We start from the raw sequence: 17658 nt of genomic DNA, 5'->3' as shown, positions 1-17658 counted from the left end.
GGTGCGAGTCATGACGGAGCCGTGGGGCTACACCCGTCCCGACATTCCTTTCTGACGACCATCGAGGAAGGGCTTGAGCACCGGGCCCAGGTGCCCCAGCACGCTGAAGCGCAGCCCCTCGATCTCGACGTAGACCTGGTGAGTCCGGGGATGGAAGGCGACGACGCGCAGCCTGGCGATGCCCTCCTGGGTCCCCAGGTACGTGCTGAGGACGGCGACCTCCTCACCCTGCGGGAGCGGAGCATGGAGCCGCAGGCTGTCGGCCCCATCCGGGAGGACCAGCGACTCCAGCGAGTAGTACGCCGTCATCCCCGCCGCGTGGTTGATGGCATCGAGCGCGAGCGGCGACACCCGCAGACGCGGAGTGCTCGTGAACGAGAAGAGGTCGCTCGTCCCCACTTCCTTCACCCACGCCGCCTGCTGCGTGGCCGACACGAACCGCAGCTGACGGCAGCCCTGCATGCGAGGCCCCAGGTAGGCCTCCTCGCCCTGGTTGTAGAACGGACCGAAGTCCTGACGTCCTTCCGCCGTGAAGAGCGCCGCCGCGCCGGCCTCCACCGTCACGTCGGCCACGTCCCGCCGCGCGCCGAGCAGCACCGTGCCGGTGTAGAGCTTGCGTCGCAGGGGTGGCAGGTCCGCGCGCGGCCTCAGCTCCATGTCCACCTGGACCGTCACCGCCACGCGCCCGTGCGCATCCAGGACGCCCGTCCGCGCATCGACGAGCAGCCGCGTGCTCCGGCCCTCCCACACCTTCGCGGCCTGGTGGTAGCGGACCGACTCCAATCCCCTCACCTGGAGCCCGGGTCGCAGCAACAAGGCCGCCTCGGCCATCAGCTCCATCCCGAAGGTACCCGGCAGCACGGCGACGCCGTTCACCTTGTGCTCACGCAGGTAAGGGTCCGTCTCCAATCGCAGCTCGCGCAGCGCGGTCAGCGAAGTCTCCGTGCGCTCCAGCACGGCGCCCACCATCGGGAAGGTCTCAGGGCTCAGCGCCTCGTCGTCCTGCCGCCCCCGGTACTCCTCCACCACGAGGTGGTAGTTCGTCCCGCCCATGCCGAAGGCGCTGACGCCCGCCCGACGTGGACCTCCATCCTCGGGAGGAGCCCAGGCACGAGGCTCGGTGATGACCTGGAAGGGCACCGTGTCCCACGCGATGTCGGGATTGGGGCGCTCACAGTGGAGCTGCGGCGGCATCACCTTGTGCTCCAGGCTCTTCAGGACCTTGACCAGGTTGATGACACCCGCCGCCGAGTGCAGATGGCCAATCATCGACTTCACCGAGCCGATGCCCACCGAGCCCGGCGCGCGCCCCTGCATCACCTGCGAGTAGGTGGAGATTTCGGTGAAGTCCCCCACGGGGGTCGCCGTGCCGTGGCACTCGATGTACTGGATGGACGCGGGTGAGACGTCGGCGCGCTCGAGCGCGCGGCGGACCGCCAGCTCCTGGCCCACGGGGTTGGGCGCGAGCAGCGACTTGCCCTTGCCGTCACTCGACGAGCCGATGCCCTTGATGAGCCCGAGGATGGTGTCTCCATCCCGCTCCGCGTCCTTCAATCGCTTGAGCACGACGACGCCCGCGCCCTCTCCGGGGATGAACCCGGACGCGTCCGCGTCGAAGGGGCGGCTCCCGGTTCCGCTCATGCCCCGGAAGGTGCAGTTGATGGCGTACAGCTCCGGCGCCAGGTCCGCGAAGGAGCCGCCCGCGAGCACGACGTCCGCCAAATCCAACTGGAGGTTCGCCACGCCCGCCTCGATGGCGGCCAGCGAGGACGCACAGGTGCTCTCGTAGATGCCCGTGGCGCCCTTGAACCCATACACGTGGGCGATGAGCGTGGCCTCCGAGCTGCCTGCGTAGCCCGCGTGCGTATACGGCGTCATGGGCGCCATGTGCGCCTTGAAGTTCCCCTCCGCGCGACGGGCGAGCCCATCGACGGCGCCAGCGGCCAGCCCGCTCTCCTGGAGCACGCGGCGGAACAGCCCATCCATCTCCGTGTAGGCGATGCGCAGCTCCACCTCGCGCTCACGCAGGCGGCCGGGCATGTCCGCCATGAAGACGGCCGTCCGCTTCGGTGCCTTCTGGGGCGCCGTCGTCTTGCGGAGCGCCTCCGCGGCGACCGTCAGCGCGAAGACGTGCGAGCGGTCCAACTGGACGGCCAGCGTCGGCGGGATGAGGAACGCCTTCTCGTCGAAGGTGAAGTCCTCGACGAAGCCGCCGAGCGGGCAGTAGATCTTCCCCGTCACACCCTCGGGCCCGAAGTACCGGTCGATGTCGAACCGCTCCTTCGGAATCCGGATGATGGAGTCCTGCTTCGCCATCACGTTCTCGAAGAACGTGTCGCTGTTGTGCGCACCGGGCGCGAGGGCGCCATACGCGACGACGGCGACAGGCTCCCGCTTCGGCGGGGGACCGAGGCTCGCCACGAGCTGCGCGTGGTACTCGGGCAGGTACTCCTCCAGCGTGAGGTGGTAGGCCTGTCCTCCCATCGCCAGGGAGTTGATTCCGGCGCGACGCGGGACTCCGCCAGCGGGCGCCATCCACGGCACGGGCCGCGAGCGCACCTGGAACGGCGCGCCCTCCACACGCAGCTCGTCCCGCGGCTCGCGCACGTGCGCCTGGGCCGGCAGCGTCTGGTGCTTGAGCGCCATCAGCGTGCGGACGATGCCGGGCAGCGTGGAGGCCGACAGCAGGTAGCCCACCATGTTCTTCGTCGAGCCCAGCGTGAGACCGCCGGGCGCATGGTTGCTGAACACCTTGCCCATGGCGGTCAGCTCGGAGGCCTCCAGGAACTCCACGCCGTTGGCGTGGCACTCCAGGTACTGCACGGACTCGGGGGCGTATCCCGCCAGCTCGTAGGCCCGCTGGGCCGCGGTGACCTGCGCCTCCACGGGCGGGCTGATCAACGCGCCCCGACGGCCATCGTTCGCGCCGCTGATGCCGCGGATGACCCCGAGGATGGAGTCGCCCTGCTTCAGCGCATCCTCGAGCCGCCGCAGCACGAAGAAGCCCGTGCCCTCACCCAGCAGCGTCCCGGAGGCGTTGGCGTCGAAGGGCCGGGGCTGCGCCTCGCGCGTGAGCAGGCGCATGCGCTCGAAGGTGACGAAGGGCGCGGGCGTCAGGTACGGGCTGGTGCCTCCCACCAGCGCGACGTCGTAGTCCCCCAGCGAGAGCCCGTTGACCGCGCTCTCCAACCCCAGGAGCACGGACGAGCACGCGGAGTTGACGACGAAGTGCGGGCCCTTCAAGTCGAACAGCGAGCAGGCGCGGCCCAGGGCCAGGCTCATGCCCGACACGGTGCCTCGGGTGAACTCGCGGTGGCTGACCTCGCGGAACGTCTTCTCCGAGGACTCCAGGATGCGACGGCGCGCCTCCTCGGGGAGCCCCGAGTCATCGACGGCCTTCTGGATGGCCTCCATCAACTGCGGCAGGTGCCAGAGGAACGGATGGGTGATGCGCGAGTCGTAGCCCATCTCCGAGCCGCCCATGATGACGGCGGTCCGCTCCCGGGCGAACTCACGCTCCAGCAGGCGCGCATCCGCCAGCGCGCGACGGATGGCCTCCACGGTGTACAGCTCGCACCGGTGCAGCTCATCGAGCATCTTCGGCCCGACCTTGTACTCACGCCAGGGCAGCTCCAGCTCACCGAAGAAGGACGCCCTCCACACCTCGCCCTTCTCCGTGTCGGACGCGTCCTGGCTGTAGAAGCTCTGCCACTTGAAGCGCGACTCGGGCACCTGCGCGAACCGGGGCGTCCCCGCGACGATGTATTGCCAGAGCTGCTCGGGTGTTTCAGTCCCCGCCACCATGCACGAGGCCCCGATGATGGCGATGGGCGTGGACTTTCTGATGGCGGACTGCGGGTGCGAAGTCATCTCACGGACTCGTTGAGCAAGCGGTGGACATCACTGAACGCCAGGAGGCGATGGAAACGCGCGACTTCACCCGCCGAGGCCGGGTGCCCCAGTCGGACCACGTCTGGAAGCGCCTGGAGACACGCCCCGAGCGACTCGCCGGTGCCAGCCTCGAGGAAGACGCGGACGCCGTCGTCATGGAGGCGGCGCACGTGCGGCCCCAGCCGGGACGGCTGCGTGTCCAGCAGGGCGAGGTGCCGGGTGAGGAACGCCTCGGGGAGCGGAGCCTCGTAGTAGCGACCATGGATGGCGGAGAGCACCGCGACCGTGGGAGCCCTCCACGTGAAGCGGGACAGCTCAGCCCGAAGCTGCTGGAGCCCTTCGACGGAGTGGGCGGACGCGCCGAGCCGGGCACGCAGGTGCAGCGCCCCCAGCGCGTCCTTCATGGAGAGCATCCCGCTCGCGACCAGGGCGCTGTACTCGCCCGTCCCCTCCCCCAACAGGACATCGACCCGAAGCCCGTACGAGCGCAGGAGGCGGAAGTACGCCACGCCCGCCAGCACCTCGGCCACGTCGGTGACGAAGGTGTCCTCGGCCTTCGAGGCCGCGTGGAGCGGCTGTCCCGTCAGCGACTCGAAGGCGGAGCCAACCTCCGTGAGCGTCTCCTTCACGGAAGGAAACCGCGCCGACAGGTCGCGCAGCATCACCTCGCTGCGTGCGCCTCGATGCGGAAACACCCACGCCCCCCGTCGCGTGAGCAACCCAGCCTCCAGGCGCGGCCGCGACTCGCGAGGAGAGAACTCCTCCACGACGGCGTGGTAGCTGGTGCCGCCCAGGCCCAGAGAAGTGACGCCAGCGCGACGCGGGCCCTCCTCCGAGGCCGTCCAGGGCACGATGTCGGTCGGCACGCGGAAGGGCAGCTCCCGCCATGGGATGGCCGGGTTGGGCGTCGCGAAGCCCACGTTGGGAGGAACCTGCCCGCGGTGCAGCGCGAGCGCGACCTTGAGCAACGACACCGCTCCGGCTCCTGAGTTCAGGTGGCCCAGGTTCGACTTGATGGAGCCCAGCAGCACCTGCTTCCCCGCTCGCCCCTGTCCGTAGACGGCGCGGTACGTCTCCACCTCGACCGGGTCTCCCACGGGTGTCCCCGTGCCATGGCCCTCCAGGTACTGGAGCTCATCCGGCGAGACGCCCGCCTTCTCCACGGCGCGACGCACGGCCTGGACCTGTCCCTCCGAGGACGGCGCCCAGATGGAGGCGCTCTTCGGGTCCGTCGCCCCCGCCACGGCGCGAATCACGGCATAGACGCGGTCCCCTGCGGCCTCCGCGTCGGAGAGCCGCTTGAGCGCGAGCATCGCGGCGCCCTCGCTCGTCACGTAGCCATCCGCGCGTGCATCGAAGGGGAACGAGCCGCTCTGGGACAGTCCTCCGAACGAGCACCACTGGACCAACCCATCCACACCGAGCGACGCATACATGCCGCCCGCGAGCACCAGGTCACACTCCCTCGTGCTCAGCAGCTGCGCGCCCAACTCCACCGCCGCGAGGCTGGAGGCACACGCGGACTCCACCATCATCGCCGGTCCCTGGAAGCCCAGGTGATGCGCGACACGTCCGACCGCGAGGCTGCCCAGGTAGCCGGGCAACGTCTGCTCGGTGATGGGGGGCAGGTCCTTCTTGTAGTCCCGCTCCACCTCGCCGCGGATGAGCGCCGCCGTCGCGTCGTCGATGCCGCGCTGACGCAGGTGCTCGGCCAATCGGCCGTCGAACTCGGCGTAGTACACGCGCGCCTGCGCCTGGAACTCGCGCTCCAGGGGAGGCATGTAGCCCATCGCGATACCCACGCGCTTCGGGTCGACCGCCGCCGTGTCCTCGAGCGCCTGCAACGCGGCCCGCATCGTCCAGCTCTGCCCCCGGTCAATCTGCGCCGCGACCTCGGCGGGGATGCGGACCTGCTCCTGGGGCCAGCTCCCGTCGACGATGGTGCCCACGAGGTTCGTGTAGGGCCGGGCCTTGCTCTTGCGCGTGGGGTCCAGGTAGCGCGCGGTCTCCGCTCGCTCCGGAGGCATCGCGCCAATCGCGCAGCGCTTCGTGAGCAGGTTGCTCCAGAGCTGCTCCACGTTCGCGGCGCCGGGGAACACGCCGCCCAGCCCCACGATGGCCACCGGCTCGGAGGGCCGAGGAGGCGGCAGGGTGCGCGCCAGTCGCGAATGGACGTCCGAGGAGAACTCCTCGAGCGTCAGGTGGAAGCTCAGTCCGCCGAAGCCGAACGCGCTGACGCAAGCCCGTCGCAGCCCACCCGCCACCGCCGGCCAGGGCAGGCCTTGCTTCGCGAAGTAGAAGGGCGTGCCTTCCAGCGAGATGCCTTCGGCGCCCTCCTGGAACGAGCGCTGCGGAGGCAGCACCTGACGGCTCAGCGCCAATGTGGCCTTGAGCAACCCCGCCGCGCCCGAGGCGGCCTGGAGGTGTCCCGTCAGCTCCTTGACTCCGCCCAGCATGACGGGAGCCGCGCCTGCTTCATCCTTCCAGAGCGTGCGCAGGCTCTGGAACTCCGTCGCGTCCTCGCTGGGAATCCCCGCCGCATGGCACTCGACGTACTGCACGTCACGAGGCCCGTAACCCGCCTGGGCGTAGGCCCGGCGCATCGCGAGCACCTGCCCCTTCGAGTCCGGCACCACCAGCGATGGGCCCTGTCCCTCGGACGCCGCGCCGATGCCCCGGATGACCGCGTGGACCTTCGTCCCCGTCGTCACCGCGTCGTCCAGGCGGCGCAGGACGAACACCCCGACGCCCTCGCCCAGCAGCGTGCCGCTCGAACGACGGTCGAACGGCGCCAGCACGGTGGTGCCCAGGCCGCCCAGCTTGCTGAACGCGACCAGGTCATGCGGCGTCAGCAACTGGCTGCATCCCGCCACCACCACCGCGTCACAGTCGCCCGCGTTGAGGTGCTGACTGGCGCTCTGGAGCGCCGCGAGCGTGGAGGCATAACCGGCGTCCACGGCGAAGTGCGGGCCGCGCAGGTCGAAGAGCTTGGCGGCCCTCCCTGCCCAGATGCTGCTGAAGGACGCGGTCGCCTCCGTCTCACTGGTGCCCGCGAGCTCCGAGTCGAGCTGTCGGGTGAGCACCTCGGCCAGCTCGGAGGCGAGTCCCGGGTGACGCGCGTTCAACGTCGTCGACGCTGACAACGAGCGCAGCATGTCCACCAGTCGGGCCTGCACCCGTGAGCCCGGGCGCAGCCCACCGCCCATTGAGCCGAGCACCATTCCGATGCGCTCCGGAGCCACCGCGCCGAGCCCATCTCGCGCATCGTCGAGCGCCTGCGCCGTGGCCTCGATGAACGCGAGCTGCATCCGGTGCATGTCCCGGAGCACCTTGGGAGGAATCCGGTACTTCTTCGCGTCCAGTCGGGGCTCCTCCACGAGCGCGCCGTGGAGGCTGTGCGTGCGGTCCGGCGTCGAACGGTCCGCCGCGAAGTACCACTCCGGCGGGAACTCCCGCGCGTTCAACACACCCAGCGCCGACGCCCCCGTCGTCACCTGCGTCCAGAAGGCCTCGACGTCGTTCGCGCGCGGAAGGACACAGCCGACACCGACGATGGCGACAGGTCTGAAGCGAGGAGCGCTCATGGAACCTCCCGCACGGAGAACCCGCGGAAGAGCGCGACCCGCCGTCCCTGCTCGTCCCACGCGACGACGTGGAAGGTCTGCAGGTCATCGTGGGCCGAAGTCCTCCGCGCGAACACCTGGACCTCTCCGCGCGGAATCGCGTGCAGCTCACCGGACGTGAGCTCCAGCGGGAGCACCGTCCGCTCGCGGCACAACACGCCCAGCGAGAACGCGACATGGAGGATGGCGTTGAGCAGGGACGCGGGCCAGCCCGGTGCACTCGGGTCCTCCTGCCATCCGGACGCCGAGCGGCCCGGGGGTGCGACCACGGCGAGGAGCTGGTCTTGCGCGGGACGCCGATACCGCAAGCCCGCGAGGAACGTGGGCCCGTGCTGAATCTCGCGAGGCAGCCGGTACAGCGCCTCGTAGCGCTCGGCCTCGGTGAAATCCAAGGACTGGAAGCGCGCGGGCGACTCGGAGCGCTCACCCATCCGGACCTCCCCCGAGGCGTGCGTCCTGTGGATGCGAGGGAAGCCCTCACGAGGCGGTGCCATGCTGGAGGAGATGCCCACCGTGACGCGATTCGACTCCGTGGCCTCCGCCGTGACGGAGAACTGGAGCGCGCGGGTGTCCTTGAAGCGCGCCGCCTGCACGAAGCGCACGTCACGCACGCCGAGCACCTGCCGCTCCGGCTGCATCCGATGCGCCGCCTGCGTCATCAGTCCCACCAGATACGCGGCGGGGAACACTGGCGCGCCTTCGACGACATGGTCCAAGAGATAGGGGTCCGTGCGGATGTCGACCCCGCGCTCGAAGCGCCAGCCCGCATCCGTGGCGCTCACCTCCCCAAGCGTCGGCTCATGCGCGCTCATGTCGAGGACACTCCCGGGGCCAGTCGCCACCCCTGCCCCACTCGACGCCAGTCCTCGCGCGTGTCGTGGAGGACCGCCAGCGCATAGCCCTGCCCCGCCACGAGCACTCCGGAGACGGCCTGCTCCCGGCGCCCCGGGAGGTCCAGATGGATGAAGCGGACGAGCGACTCAGGCCCTCCCGTCAGCGGCGCGAGGCGGAGACCCTCCACCTCGGCCTCTCTCCATCCAGAGAATGTCACCTGTTGCAGCGCGGCCCGCAGCCCCTGGCCCGTGCACTTCACCAGCGCCTCCTTGAGACACCAGCCCAGGTTCCACAGCTCATCCGGTGACCGCTGCCAGAGCCGGGCCTGTGTCTCGAGCCACGTGCGCTCGTCCCGGGTGAACACCTCATCCTGGAACGCGGCGCCGCGAGGCACGATGCGCTCCAGGTCCAACCCCACGCGCCCGTGGCTCGTCACCACCGCCATCGCGAGCTCGCGCGAGTGAGTGATGGATACGTCACACGCGGGCACACCGTGGGGGAGCTGCGCCACGGGACGCCCCTGCTCCGGCCCCGCCAGCATCTGCGTGAGGCCCACGTCATGGGGTGACACGCCGTGGCCCTGCGCGTCCAGGTGCGCACACAGCGCGAGCTTCGCGGCGATGCGACCCGCAAGGTGCGCCACCCGACGCTCGAGCACCGCATGCATCCCGCTCACCGCCAGCTCCGCCGCAGTGAGGACACTCGCGATGAGCCCATCAGGCCGTGCGGGCCACGCGCGGCGCACGTGCTCCAGCGGCACCACCATCAACGTGACGCGCTGCCCACCCGGCAGCACCACGGCGACAGGGCCACCCGCGGGCTCCCAGTCGAGGTCAGGGAGCGTCACGGTACTCCTCGAGGATGAGGTGGTAGTTCGTGCCACCGAACCCATACGCGTTGACGGCCGCGCGGCGGGGCGCATCGCCCACGTGCCAGGGACTGGCCTCGCGAGCGAAGGACAAGGGCCCCTCGCAGGAGGCCAGCCGAGGGTTCAGCTCAGCGCCCGTGTAGAGCGGAGGGAGCACACCTCGCTGGAGCGCGAGCACCGCGCGGAGGACCCCAGCCCCAGCGGACGCGATGTAGGAATGTCCGATGTGCGGTTTGACGGCGCCAATCCGCACCGGCTGGGACTCGCGGCCGTAGACCTCCACGAGCGCGCCGGCCTCGGGCAGGTCTCCCTCCAGCATCCCCGTCGCATGTGCCTCGACGTACTGGATGCTCTCCGCGCTGACGCCGCTGTCTTGCAAGGCCCGACGCATCGCCAGCGCCTGGCCGCGTGCCTGGCTCGCGAAGATGGACTTGCCACGACCGTCCGTCGAACCTCCCACGCCGCGAATCAACGCGTGGATGCGGCTGCCGTCCCGCTTCGCATCCGCGAGCCGCTTCAGCACGAAGATGCCGCAGCCCTCTCCATGGACGAACCCGTCCGCCTCTTGCGAGAACGGCAGCATCCGCCCCTTCGGAGAGATGGCGCCGACGAAGCACATGTTCACGCAGTAGGGCGCGGTGATTTGCGACCACACTCCGCCCACCACGGCCACGTCCCACCGGCCGTCCCGCAGCCCCTGGATGGCCAGGCTCAGCGCGGTGAGCGTCGACGCACAGGCGGACTCCACCGTGAACGCGGGGCCTCGCACATCCAGCGCCCGCGCCACGCGGGTGGCCGGCGCGCTGTTGAGGATGCCCGGCAGCGAATCGGAGGAGAGGGACGGCTGCGGTCCCTGGAAGGCCTCGCGCGCCTGCGCGATGAAGCGCTCCACGCGCTCCTCGGTCACTCCCGAGCGCGACAGCACCTGCCGATAGACGCTCGCGAGCTCCGGGAACGCGAGCCGCGTCTCCACCGCGATTTCCTGGAGGTTGCCCGGCGTGGTGGCCACGATGACGGCCGTGCGCTCCGAGGGCAGCGCTCGACCCGCGTCGGCGACAGCGGCCTTCGCGACCTCCAGCGCCCAGCGCTGCGCCGGGTCCATCCGCGCCACCGCGTTCGGAGGGATGCCGAACGCCGCGGAAGGGAACGACGCCTCCGCCACCAACGCCGCCTTGGGTGAGTACACGCGGAAGAACGTCTCCCGACTCGTCTCACCCCAGGGCCGAGAGGCGTCGTGGTAGAGCGACACCGGCCAGCGCGACTCGGGGATGTCTCCCACCGCGCAGCGCCCCCTCAGTGCGTTGTCCCAGAGGGCCTCCGGACTCGGCGCATCAGGGTACTTGCACGCGAACCCCACCATCGCGATGGGCTCCGAGGGAGGACGCGGCGCGCTCACACGGACCTGAAGCCGAGGCGCCTCCGGCTCATACGCCTCCACCACGGCGTGCCACGCGACACCCCCGAAGCCCGCCGCATGAACGGCCGCCCGGCGTGGACCTCTCGTCAGCGAAGTCTGCTCCGTGAGGACCCGAAGCGACGTGTCACCCAGCGCGACGTCCGGATGACGCGTCTGGAAGGAGCGCTGCGGAACGAGGGTCCGCTCGCGCAGCATCAGGACGACCTTCAGCATCGCGGCGAGGCTCGACGCCGTCTGCAGGTCACCCACGGACTCTGAGAGGGCCCCGAGCGACGCACCGTGGGCCCCTCGGTACGCGTCCGACAAGCCCTCGACGAGGTGCGCATCCCACGAGGGGACGCCCGTGGCGCCGGTCTCCACGAAGCAGACCGAATCGGCCGCCACCGCCGCGCGTCGGAGCGCCTCTTCGGCCGCCCTGCGATGCGCATGCGCATCCGTGGCCGTCATCGAAGGGCCAGCGCCCCGGTTCACTCCCCCCACGCCTCGGAGCACACCCTGGATGGGGTCGCCATCCCTGCGCGCGGCCTCCAGCGGCTTGAGCAGGAACATCACCGCGCCTTCCCCCAGCGCGGTGCCATCCGCCCGAGCGTCCAGCGGGAACACGCCGTGCTTCGACAACCGGCGCAGCTTGCCGTGCAACACGTACTCCATGGGCGACAGCGCGGGGCTGGCCGCGCCCACCAGGGCCATGTCCCACTCGCCACTCATCAACCCCTGCACCGCCGTCTCCAACGCGGCGAGCCCCGACGCGGCGTGCGCATCCACGCAGAAGTGCGGCCCGTGCAAATCGAAGAGGCTGCACACGCGCCCCAGCACCGGGCTCATGAAGCCCCAGAAGGCCCAATCATCCGAGCCGTCGATGTGCTGCCGGACGAGCTCCTCCTGGACCTGCCGCGCGACGTGGCCGGCCTGCTCCGATGAGAGCTCCTTCCAGGCCTCCGTCTGGCTCGCGGCGCGCAGCAGCTCGGGGAGTCGCCACTTGGTGTTGAAGCCCAGGTTGCTCTTGCGGCCCATGCCGCTGGAGCCGGCAATCACCGCCACCCTGTCGCGAGCGAACTCGCGCTCCGGGGTGTAGCCCGCGCTGGTCATCGCCTGGACGGCGGACTCCAACACCATCATCTCGATGGTGTGCAGCAGGCGGGTCTCGATGGGCGGGACCTTGAATTTCTTCCAGTCGAACTTCAGCCCCTCGACGGGCGCGCCGAGGAAGGAGTTCGTGCGGTCGAGCGCGTTCGGGTCATCGCTGCCATACGCACTCCAGTCCCAGCGCGCGCCGGTGAGCGGGCGCACCGCCACGTGTCCCGCCTGGAGGTTCTTCCAGAACGTGGGCACGTCATGGGCGTCCGGGAGGACGCACCCCATGCCGATGATGGCGATGGGCTCCTGACACTCAGCCGACATGCGCGCGCACCTTCGGCTCGGAGGAGTGCAGACCGCCGGCAGGGTCCAAGGACGTGCGCAGGTACACCTTCTGCTCGGGGGTGTACGCGTCCACGCTGATGGAGCAGTAGTCGTGGGCCTCCAGGCAGATGCGTCCCTCTTCGTCCCAGACGGTGAAGTCGTAGAACAGCAACTCGCCCACCTCGCGGTTCAGCCGCGCGCGAACGCCGAGCCGCTCACCCGCGCGGGGCGTGCGCCCCAGCACCAGCCGATGCACGCCCTTGGGCACCGGGGCCCGGAGGTTGTAGAGGATGCCCAGCGTCCCCGCGAGCTGGAAGCACCCGTCCAGCACGAAGGGGTCCAGCCAGAAGCGGGCCCACTGCACGGAGGCGAAGTAGCCCGTCGGCTCGGGGACCCGCAGGCTCGCGATGGCGTCGCGCGGACTCGGATAGCGGATCCAATCCACGATCCGGAACGGCGCACCGACGTGAAAGTAGGCGTCCTTCACGTAGGAGCGACTGAAGGGCAGCTCTCCCTCCGCGCCGCGTGCCTCCGCGAAGCCAGGAGGAATCACCCGCTGATGGCGAGCCCCCAGTCGCACCTCGGCGCGGTAGTGCAGCACGTCCGAGCGCAACACCGCGCCCCGGGGGTTGAGCAGGTCCGCGTACGCGGAGACCTCCCATATGTCGTCGCGACGTACGGCCCGGACACAGGCCTCGGTGGGACGCTCGGGCCGGACGCGGATGAACTTCTCCAGCGACACGTCACGCACCTCGCGAACGTCACCCTCGCCCGCGACGGAGGCCACCTCCGCGAGCCACTCGATGGCCGCGGCGCCGGGCAACACGGGGATGCCGTTGACCCGGTGCTCCTCCAGGTACACGTCCTCATGGAGCGCGAAGGTCCGGGTCCAGCAGCCCGGCTCACGCGCGGCGCCTCGCATCGGAAACGCGCCCTGCTCCGGCGTCTCACGCATCGCGCCCTGGAACAAGGGCCCCAACTGCAAGCGTCGCCGGGGGGCCAGCGCGGCCGGGATGGCGCCCGCCGCGAAGTCCAGCGTCAGCGTCTCCGGCTCGTACGCCATGCTCAGCGCGTTGTCCGCCCGGCAGATGGACTTCATCGACGGCGTGACACCCTCGCTGTCGCGGAGGAAGTCGACGGCGGTGTCGAGCGTGAGGTCTCCCTGTCGCTCACGGACCAGGTGCTCCAGGCGCCGATAGCGGTGGAGCGAGTCCTCCTGCATGTCCTGGAGCATCTCCAGCGCCACGGCCTCGTGGCCCCGGGCCGCCTTATGCGCGACGCGCAGGTGGTTGGTGGAGACGATGAAGTCCTGCTCCGGATGCGCCGTGTACTGACCGGAGTGCGCTCCCACCTGCTCCCAGACCATCGCCTGCCCCGAGCGATGGGTGAGCATCAGGTTCCAGCTCCCACCGCGCGGAGTCGCCTCCAGCACGGCACAGGCCTCGTCGAGCGTGCGAGCGCGCGACAGCACCTCCCGGTTCTGGAAGGTGAGCGGATAGAACACGCGCGGGTCCAGCGGCGCGACGGGGACGTTGACGCCCAGGCTCAAGCCCGCCGCGTTCATCCCCGAGCACACGCCCAGCGCAGCGGGCCAGAACGTGACGGACACGTACGGGATGCGCCCCTCGAGTCGATACACGACACACGTGGGGCGCAGGAACTTCGCCAGCGAGGGGTACGGCACATCCAGGTTGTGGCCATGGAGCACCTTCCCGTCCGTCGTCGCGCGTCCGAAGGCCGCGAACTGCGAGCAGCCGATGGGCGCGCCCGAGAGGATGTCGAGCACGAGCGTGTGGTAGAGGATGGTCTCTCTCGGAAAGCCGCTCGCATCCGAGACGCCTCGGACCTCTTCGTGGATGTCCTCGGGCAACAGCGCCGCGAGCGCCGCCATGCGCTCACGCATGGCCTGCTCCGTCACGCCGAGCTTCTCCAGCATCGGACGGATGGACACGTCCTCGATGGAGACGGCGTGCGCGAGCTCCTCCCGCATGAGGGAGCCGTACTGCCGGCCGACCTCATAGGGCCGGCCCGACAAGACCACCAGCGGGAGGGATGCGGACGAATCAGATGGCATAGCGGGTTCCGCCAGCCTCCTTGCCGACGACGCGGAGCGCCTCCTTGTCGTGGCGGGGCAGCTTCAGCGTCTCGAAGGTGCGGTCATCCGCGATGACGACCTCGCCCGCCGAGCCCCCGTACAGGAGCTCCCCGACGAACCAGTACGCGCCCTCGTCGACATGGATGACGCAGATGCCCATGGCGCGCAGGCGCTCCAGGTAGTCCGCGTTGTTCTCCACGATGCCGGCGCCCACCCACACGGGCCAGTCCACCGTCACGCTCCGCACGCCGGGCCGCAGCGTGGAGTAGACGAGCCCCGCCTTGGCGACGAGGTAGTTGGCCAGCGAGTAGTCCGTCTGCCCCTTGTTGCCGTAGCGGCCGCTGCCCGAGCCGAAGTTGATGAAGAACTGGAGGTCGTCGTTCCAGGTCTCCTGCGCGAGCACCTGCCAGAGGTGCGCCTTCGACGCGAGCGTCCGGACGAACGCGTCCGAGGACTTCATCGGCAGGCTCTTGGACTCCTCGATGGTGGCGCCGTGGACGATGCCGTCGATGCGGCCGTGCTCGCGGCGAACCTGCGCCAGCAGGGCCCGCACCGCGCCCACGTCGGTCATGTCGCAGACCTTGTACTCGAGCGAGATGCCCTGGCTGCGGCAGTCCTCGAGGTTGCGGTGCAGCTCACGCCGGTTGGCGATGTCGGAGTCGAAGACGCGCCGCGCTTGCACCGGCGTCTTCCCCGGGTGCTCCGCGAGGTAGCGCTTGATGAAGGACATCCGATAGGCGGGCAGCTCCGCCTCGGGCACCTTCAGCCACTCCTCGTTGCCGCTCGGCGGCGCGGTGCGCCCCGTGATGATGACGCGCGCGCCGGTGGACTTCGCGAGCAGCTTCGCGCACGGGTAGACGACGCCGCGGCCTCCACCCGAGACGACCACCACGGAGCCGGGGCGCAGCGACACCGGCGCAGACTCCTTCGGAAAGGACGTCTCGATGTCACGGAAGACGTAGCGGCGGCCGCCGGTGTAGCCGACCTCGACATCGAGGTCCGCGCTGACCAGCTCGTTCCAGACCTGCCGCGCCCACTGCGCCGCGTCCTGCCCATCCAGGTCCACGACCTTGCAGCGCGAGCCGGGCAGCTCCCGCCGCAGGCACTTGACGAAGCCACCCGCGGCGCCGGCCAGCGGGACGCGGCCCTGCGCGTTGGCGTGACCGAAGAGGCCTCCGCCCGCCGTGGCCACCAGATACCAGCCGCCACCGGGCAGCGCGCCGATGCGGTCGTAGACGGCGAGCGCGCTCTGGTACAGCCCCAGGGAGAAGGTGTTGACGGTGGACGCCCAGGCCGAGGCCTCCTGCTCGTGCAGCTTCGCGGTGGGCGCCGTGGTGTGCAGGAGGATGAGGCCATCCAGCGGCTGCTTCTCCTGGAGCTCCTTCAGCGCGCGGCCGGCGCTCTCGGGGTGACGCCAGTCCAGGGACACACCCTGCTCGGGGGCGGGGCCGGAGGACAGGATGACGACCCGCGCGCCCGCGGCCTCCAGCATCTGCGCCAGGGCCTTGTAGGCGCCGTGCGCGTCCGTGGAGATGCCCAGGGTCTTGCCCTTCAGGTGCGCGACGCTCGGAGCATCGACCTGCGGGGCCAGCTCCACGGGGTGGACCTCGTAGCGCTTGCCCGCGAGCTGGGCCGGCGGCGACACCGACTGCGACGAGGACCTCAGACGGCCCTCGAGGTGTTCGGCCAGTCGGCGCAGCGACGTGGTGTCTCCGCTCGCCTCGCACCGGGCGATGAAGCGACGGACCTCGTCCAGCCCGAGCGCACCCTGCTTCGCGGCGGGAGCCGCTTCCGATAACGCGGGCGCCACCACGGCGTTGGCGACCAGGTACTCCGACATCTTCCGCACGGTGTTGTAGTTGCGGACCCGGAACTTCTCGTTGCGCGCCACGCCGAACTTCTCGCGGGCCATGGCGAACGCTTCAATCTGGGTGACGGTGTCCACGCCCAGGTCGACCTCCAGGTCGAGGTCGGGCTGGATGAGCTCGATGTTGTAGCCCGTCTTCCCCTGGAGCACGGAGACCAGGAAGGACTGCACCTCTTGCACCGTGAGGCCCGCGGACGGCGCAACGGTCGCCACGGAGGCCTGGGGCGCGGGGGCGGCTGCGGCGGGAGCCCTGCTCGTCAGGTACGCCACCATCTTCCGCAGCGTGTTGTGGTCTCGCAGCCGGAAGTTCTCGTCCTTCTCCACGTTCAGGTACACCCTCGCCATCGCGAAGGCTTCCACCTGCTTCACCGTGTCGATGCCCAGGTCCGCCTCGAGGTCCAGCTCCGCCTCGAGCATCTCCGCCGGGTATCCCGTCCGCTCCACCAACGCCCCCACCAACAACTTCATCACCGCTTCACCGTCCACGCCGCTCGCATTCGGCGCCGCGGAGGGAGACGTCACCTGTTGGGACACGGAGGCAGCGGACGTCCGTGTGGCAGCAGGCGTGGCCTTCGCTGCTTCAGCCACCGTCACGAGAGAGGTGGTGGGAGCCGTCGTGGCGGCAAGCGTGGGCTGCGCGGTCACAGCCGCCGGCGCGCCACCCGGGACAGCAGCGGCCCTGCCCGCCAGATACTCCGCCATCTTCTGGAGCGTGTTGTAGTGACGCACGCGGAACTTGTCGTCCCGCTCCACGCCGTAGGTCATTCGCGCGTGGGCGAAGACCTCGACCTGGGTGATGGTGTCGATGCCCAGGTCCACCTCCAGGTCCAACTGAGGCTGGAGGATGTCCAGGCTGTAGCCCGTCTTCGCGGCCATCGCGTCGCGCAGGAGCTGCAAGATGGCGTCGGCGCTCGGAGCGCTCGAAGCCGGAGCCACGGCCGCCTGCGCGACCTGCAGCGCTGGAGCCGCCGCCCCCGGCGCCCTGCTCGTCAGGTACGCCACCATCTTCCGCAGCGTGTTGTGGTCTCGCAGCCGGAAGTTCTCGTCCTTCTCCACGTTCAGGTACACCCTCGCCATCGCGAAGGCTTCCACCTGCTTCACCGTGTCGATGCCCAGGTCCGCCTCGAGGTCCAGCTCCGCCTCGAGCATCTCCGCCGGGTATCCCGTCCGCTCCACCAACGCCCCCACCAACAACTTCATCACCGCTTCACCGTCCACGCCGCTCGCCTGCTTCACGGGCTCCGCGGCGATGGCGAGCGCGGGACGCGCGGACGCCGCATCGAGCCGGGCGAGCGCGCCCCGGGTCTCCACGAGGACCGTCTCCAGGACGGGCCGGTCGCTTCGAGCCGCACAGTCATCGACGAAGGCCAGCACCTGCTCCAGCGAGACTTCCACGTGCCTCTCCACGGTCGTTCCTTTGTCCAGGTGCTTCGAGAGTCCCTGTGCGAGCGTCGCCACCGTCGTGCCGTCCACGCGCGCTCCGACGGGAAGTCGCAGCTTGCGCTCGACGGAGCAGAGGGCGTCCTGGACCTCCGAGGGCGTCAACCCGAGGTCCTCCACGAGACCGACATGAGGCGCGAAGAGCTCGGGCACATACCCGGTCCTCTCCACCAACGCGGCCACGAGCTGTTGTTGAACTGCGTCCTGAGGGGAGACGTTCAT

7 protein-coding genes are annotated in these 17658 nt (G+C 70.0%); all 7 read right to left on the bottom strand.

Translation table 11 applies throughout. The annotated features are described in order from the left end of the window. Positions 1-27: 27 nt before the first annotated feature. From LXT21_RS20380 to LXT21_RS20350, 7 genes are read right to left on the bottom strand one after another with little or no spacing between them, the layout of a single operon-like run. Positions 28-3870 carry a polyketide synthase family protein gene (locus tag LXT21_RS20380; protein WP_254039809.1) on the bottom strand — a complete coding sequence of 1281 codons (3843 nt, stop codon included), beginning with the start codon at positions 3868-3870 and terminating at the stop codon, positions 28-30. Then, entirely contained in the window at positions 3867-7475 is a 3609-nt protein-coding gene (locus tag LXT21_RS20375; RefSeq protein WP_254039808.1) for a type I polyketide synthase, read from the bottom strand. The genes LXT21_RS20380 and LXT21_RS20375 overlap by 4 nt, the downstream gene beginning before the upstream one ends. After that, entirely contained in the window at positions 7472-8326 is an 855-nt protein-coding gene (locus tag LXT21_RS20370) for a polyketide synthase dehydratase domain-containing protein (RefSeq protein ID WP_254039807.1), read from the bottom strand. The genes LXT21_RS20375 and LXT21_RS20370 overlap by 4 nt, the downstream gene beginning before the upstream one ends. Next, on the bottom strand, positions 8323-9195 hold the full coding sequence (locus LXT21_RS20365; protein WP_254039806.1) for a 4'-phosphopantetheinyl transferase family protein: 873 nt from the start codon (positions 9193-9195) through the stop codon (positions 8323-8325). The genes LXT21_RS20370 and LXT21_RS20365 overlap by 4 nt, the downstream gene beginning before the upstream one ends. Continuing rightward, on the bottom strand, positions 9182-12034 hold the full coding sequence (locus tag LXT21_RS20360) for a beta-ketoacyl [acyl carrier protein] synthase domain-containing protein (protein WP_254039805.1): 2853 nt from the start codon (positions 12032-12034) through the stop codon (positions 9182-9184). The genes LXT21_RS20365 and LXT21_RS20360 overlap by 14 nt, the downstream gene beginning before the upstream one ends. Next, positions 12024-14108, bottom strand: a complete 2085-nt coding sequence (locus tag LXT21_RS20355) for a C45 family autoproteolytic acyltransferase/hydolase (protein ID WP_254039804.1) — start codon at positions 14106-14108, stop codon at positions 12024-12026. The genes LXT21_RS20360 and LXT21_RS20355 overlap by 11 nt, the downstream gene beginning before the upstream one ends. After that, entirely contained in the window at positions 14098-17658 is a 3561-nt protein-coding gene (locus tag LXT21_RS20350; RefSeq protein ID WP_254039803.1) for a KR domain-containing protein, read from the bottom strand. The genes LXT21_RS20355 and LXT21_RS20350 overlap by 11 nt, the downstream gene beginning before the upstream one ends.

This window comes from Myxococcus guangdongensis (genome assembly GCF_024198255.1).
GTDB lineage: Bacteria > Myxococcota > Myxococcia > Myxococcales > Myxococcaceae > Myxococcus > Myxococcus guangdongensis.
The sequence above is the reverse complement of the archived record's forward strand: the minus strand, read 5'-3'. Positions and strand labels throughout refer to the sequence as shown.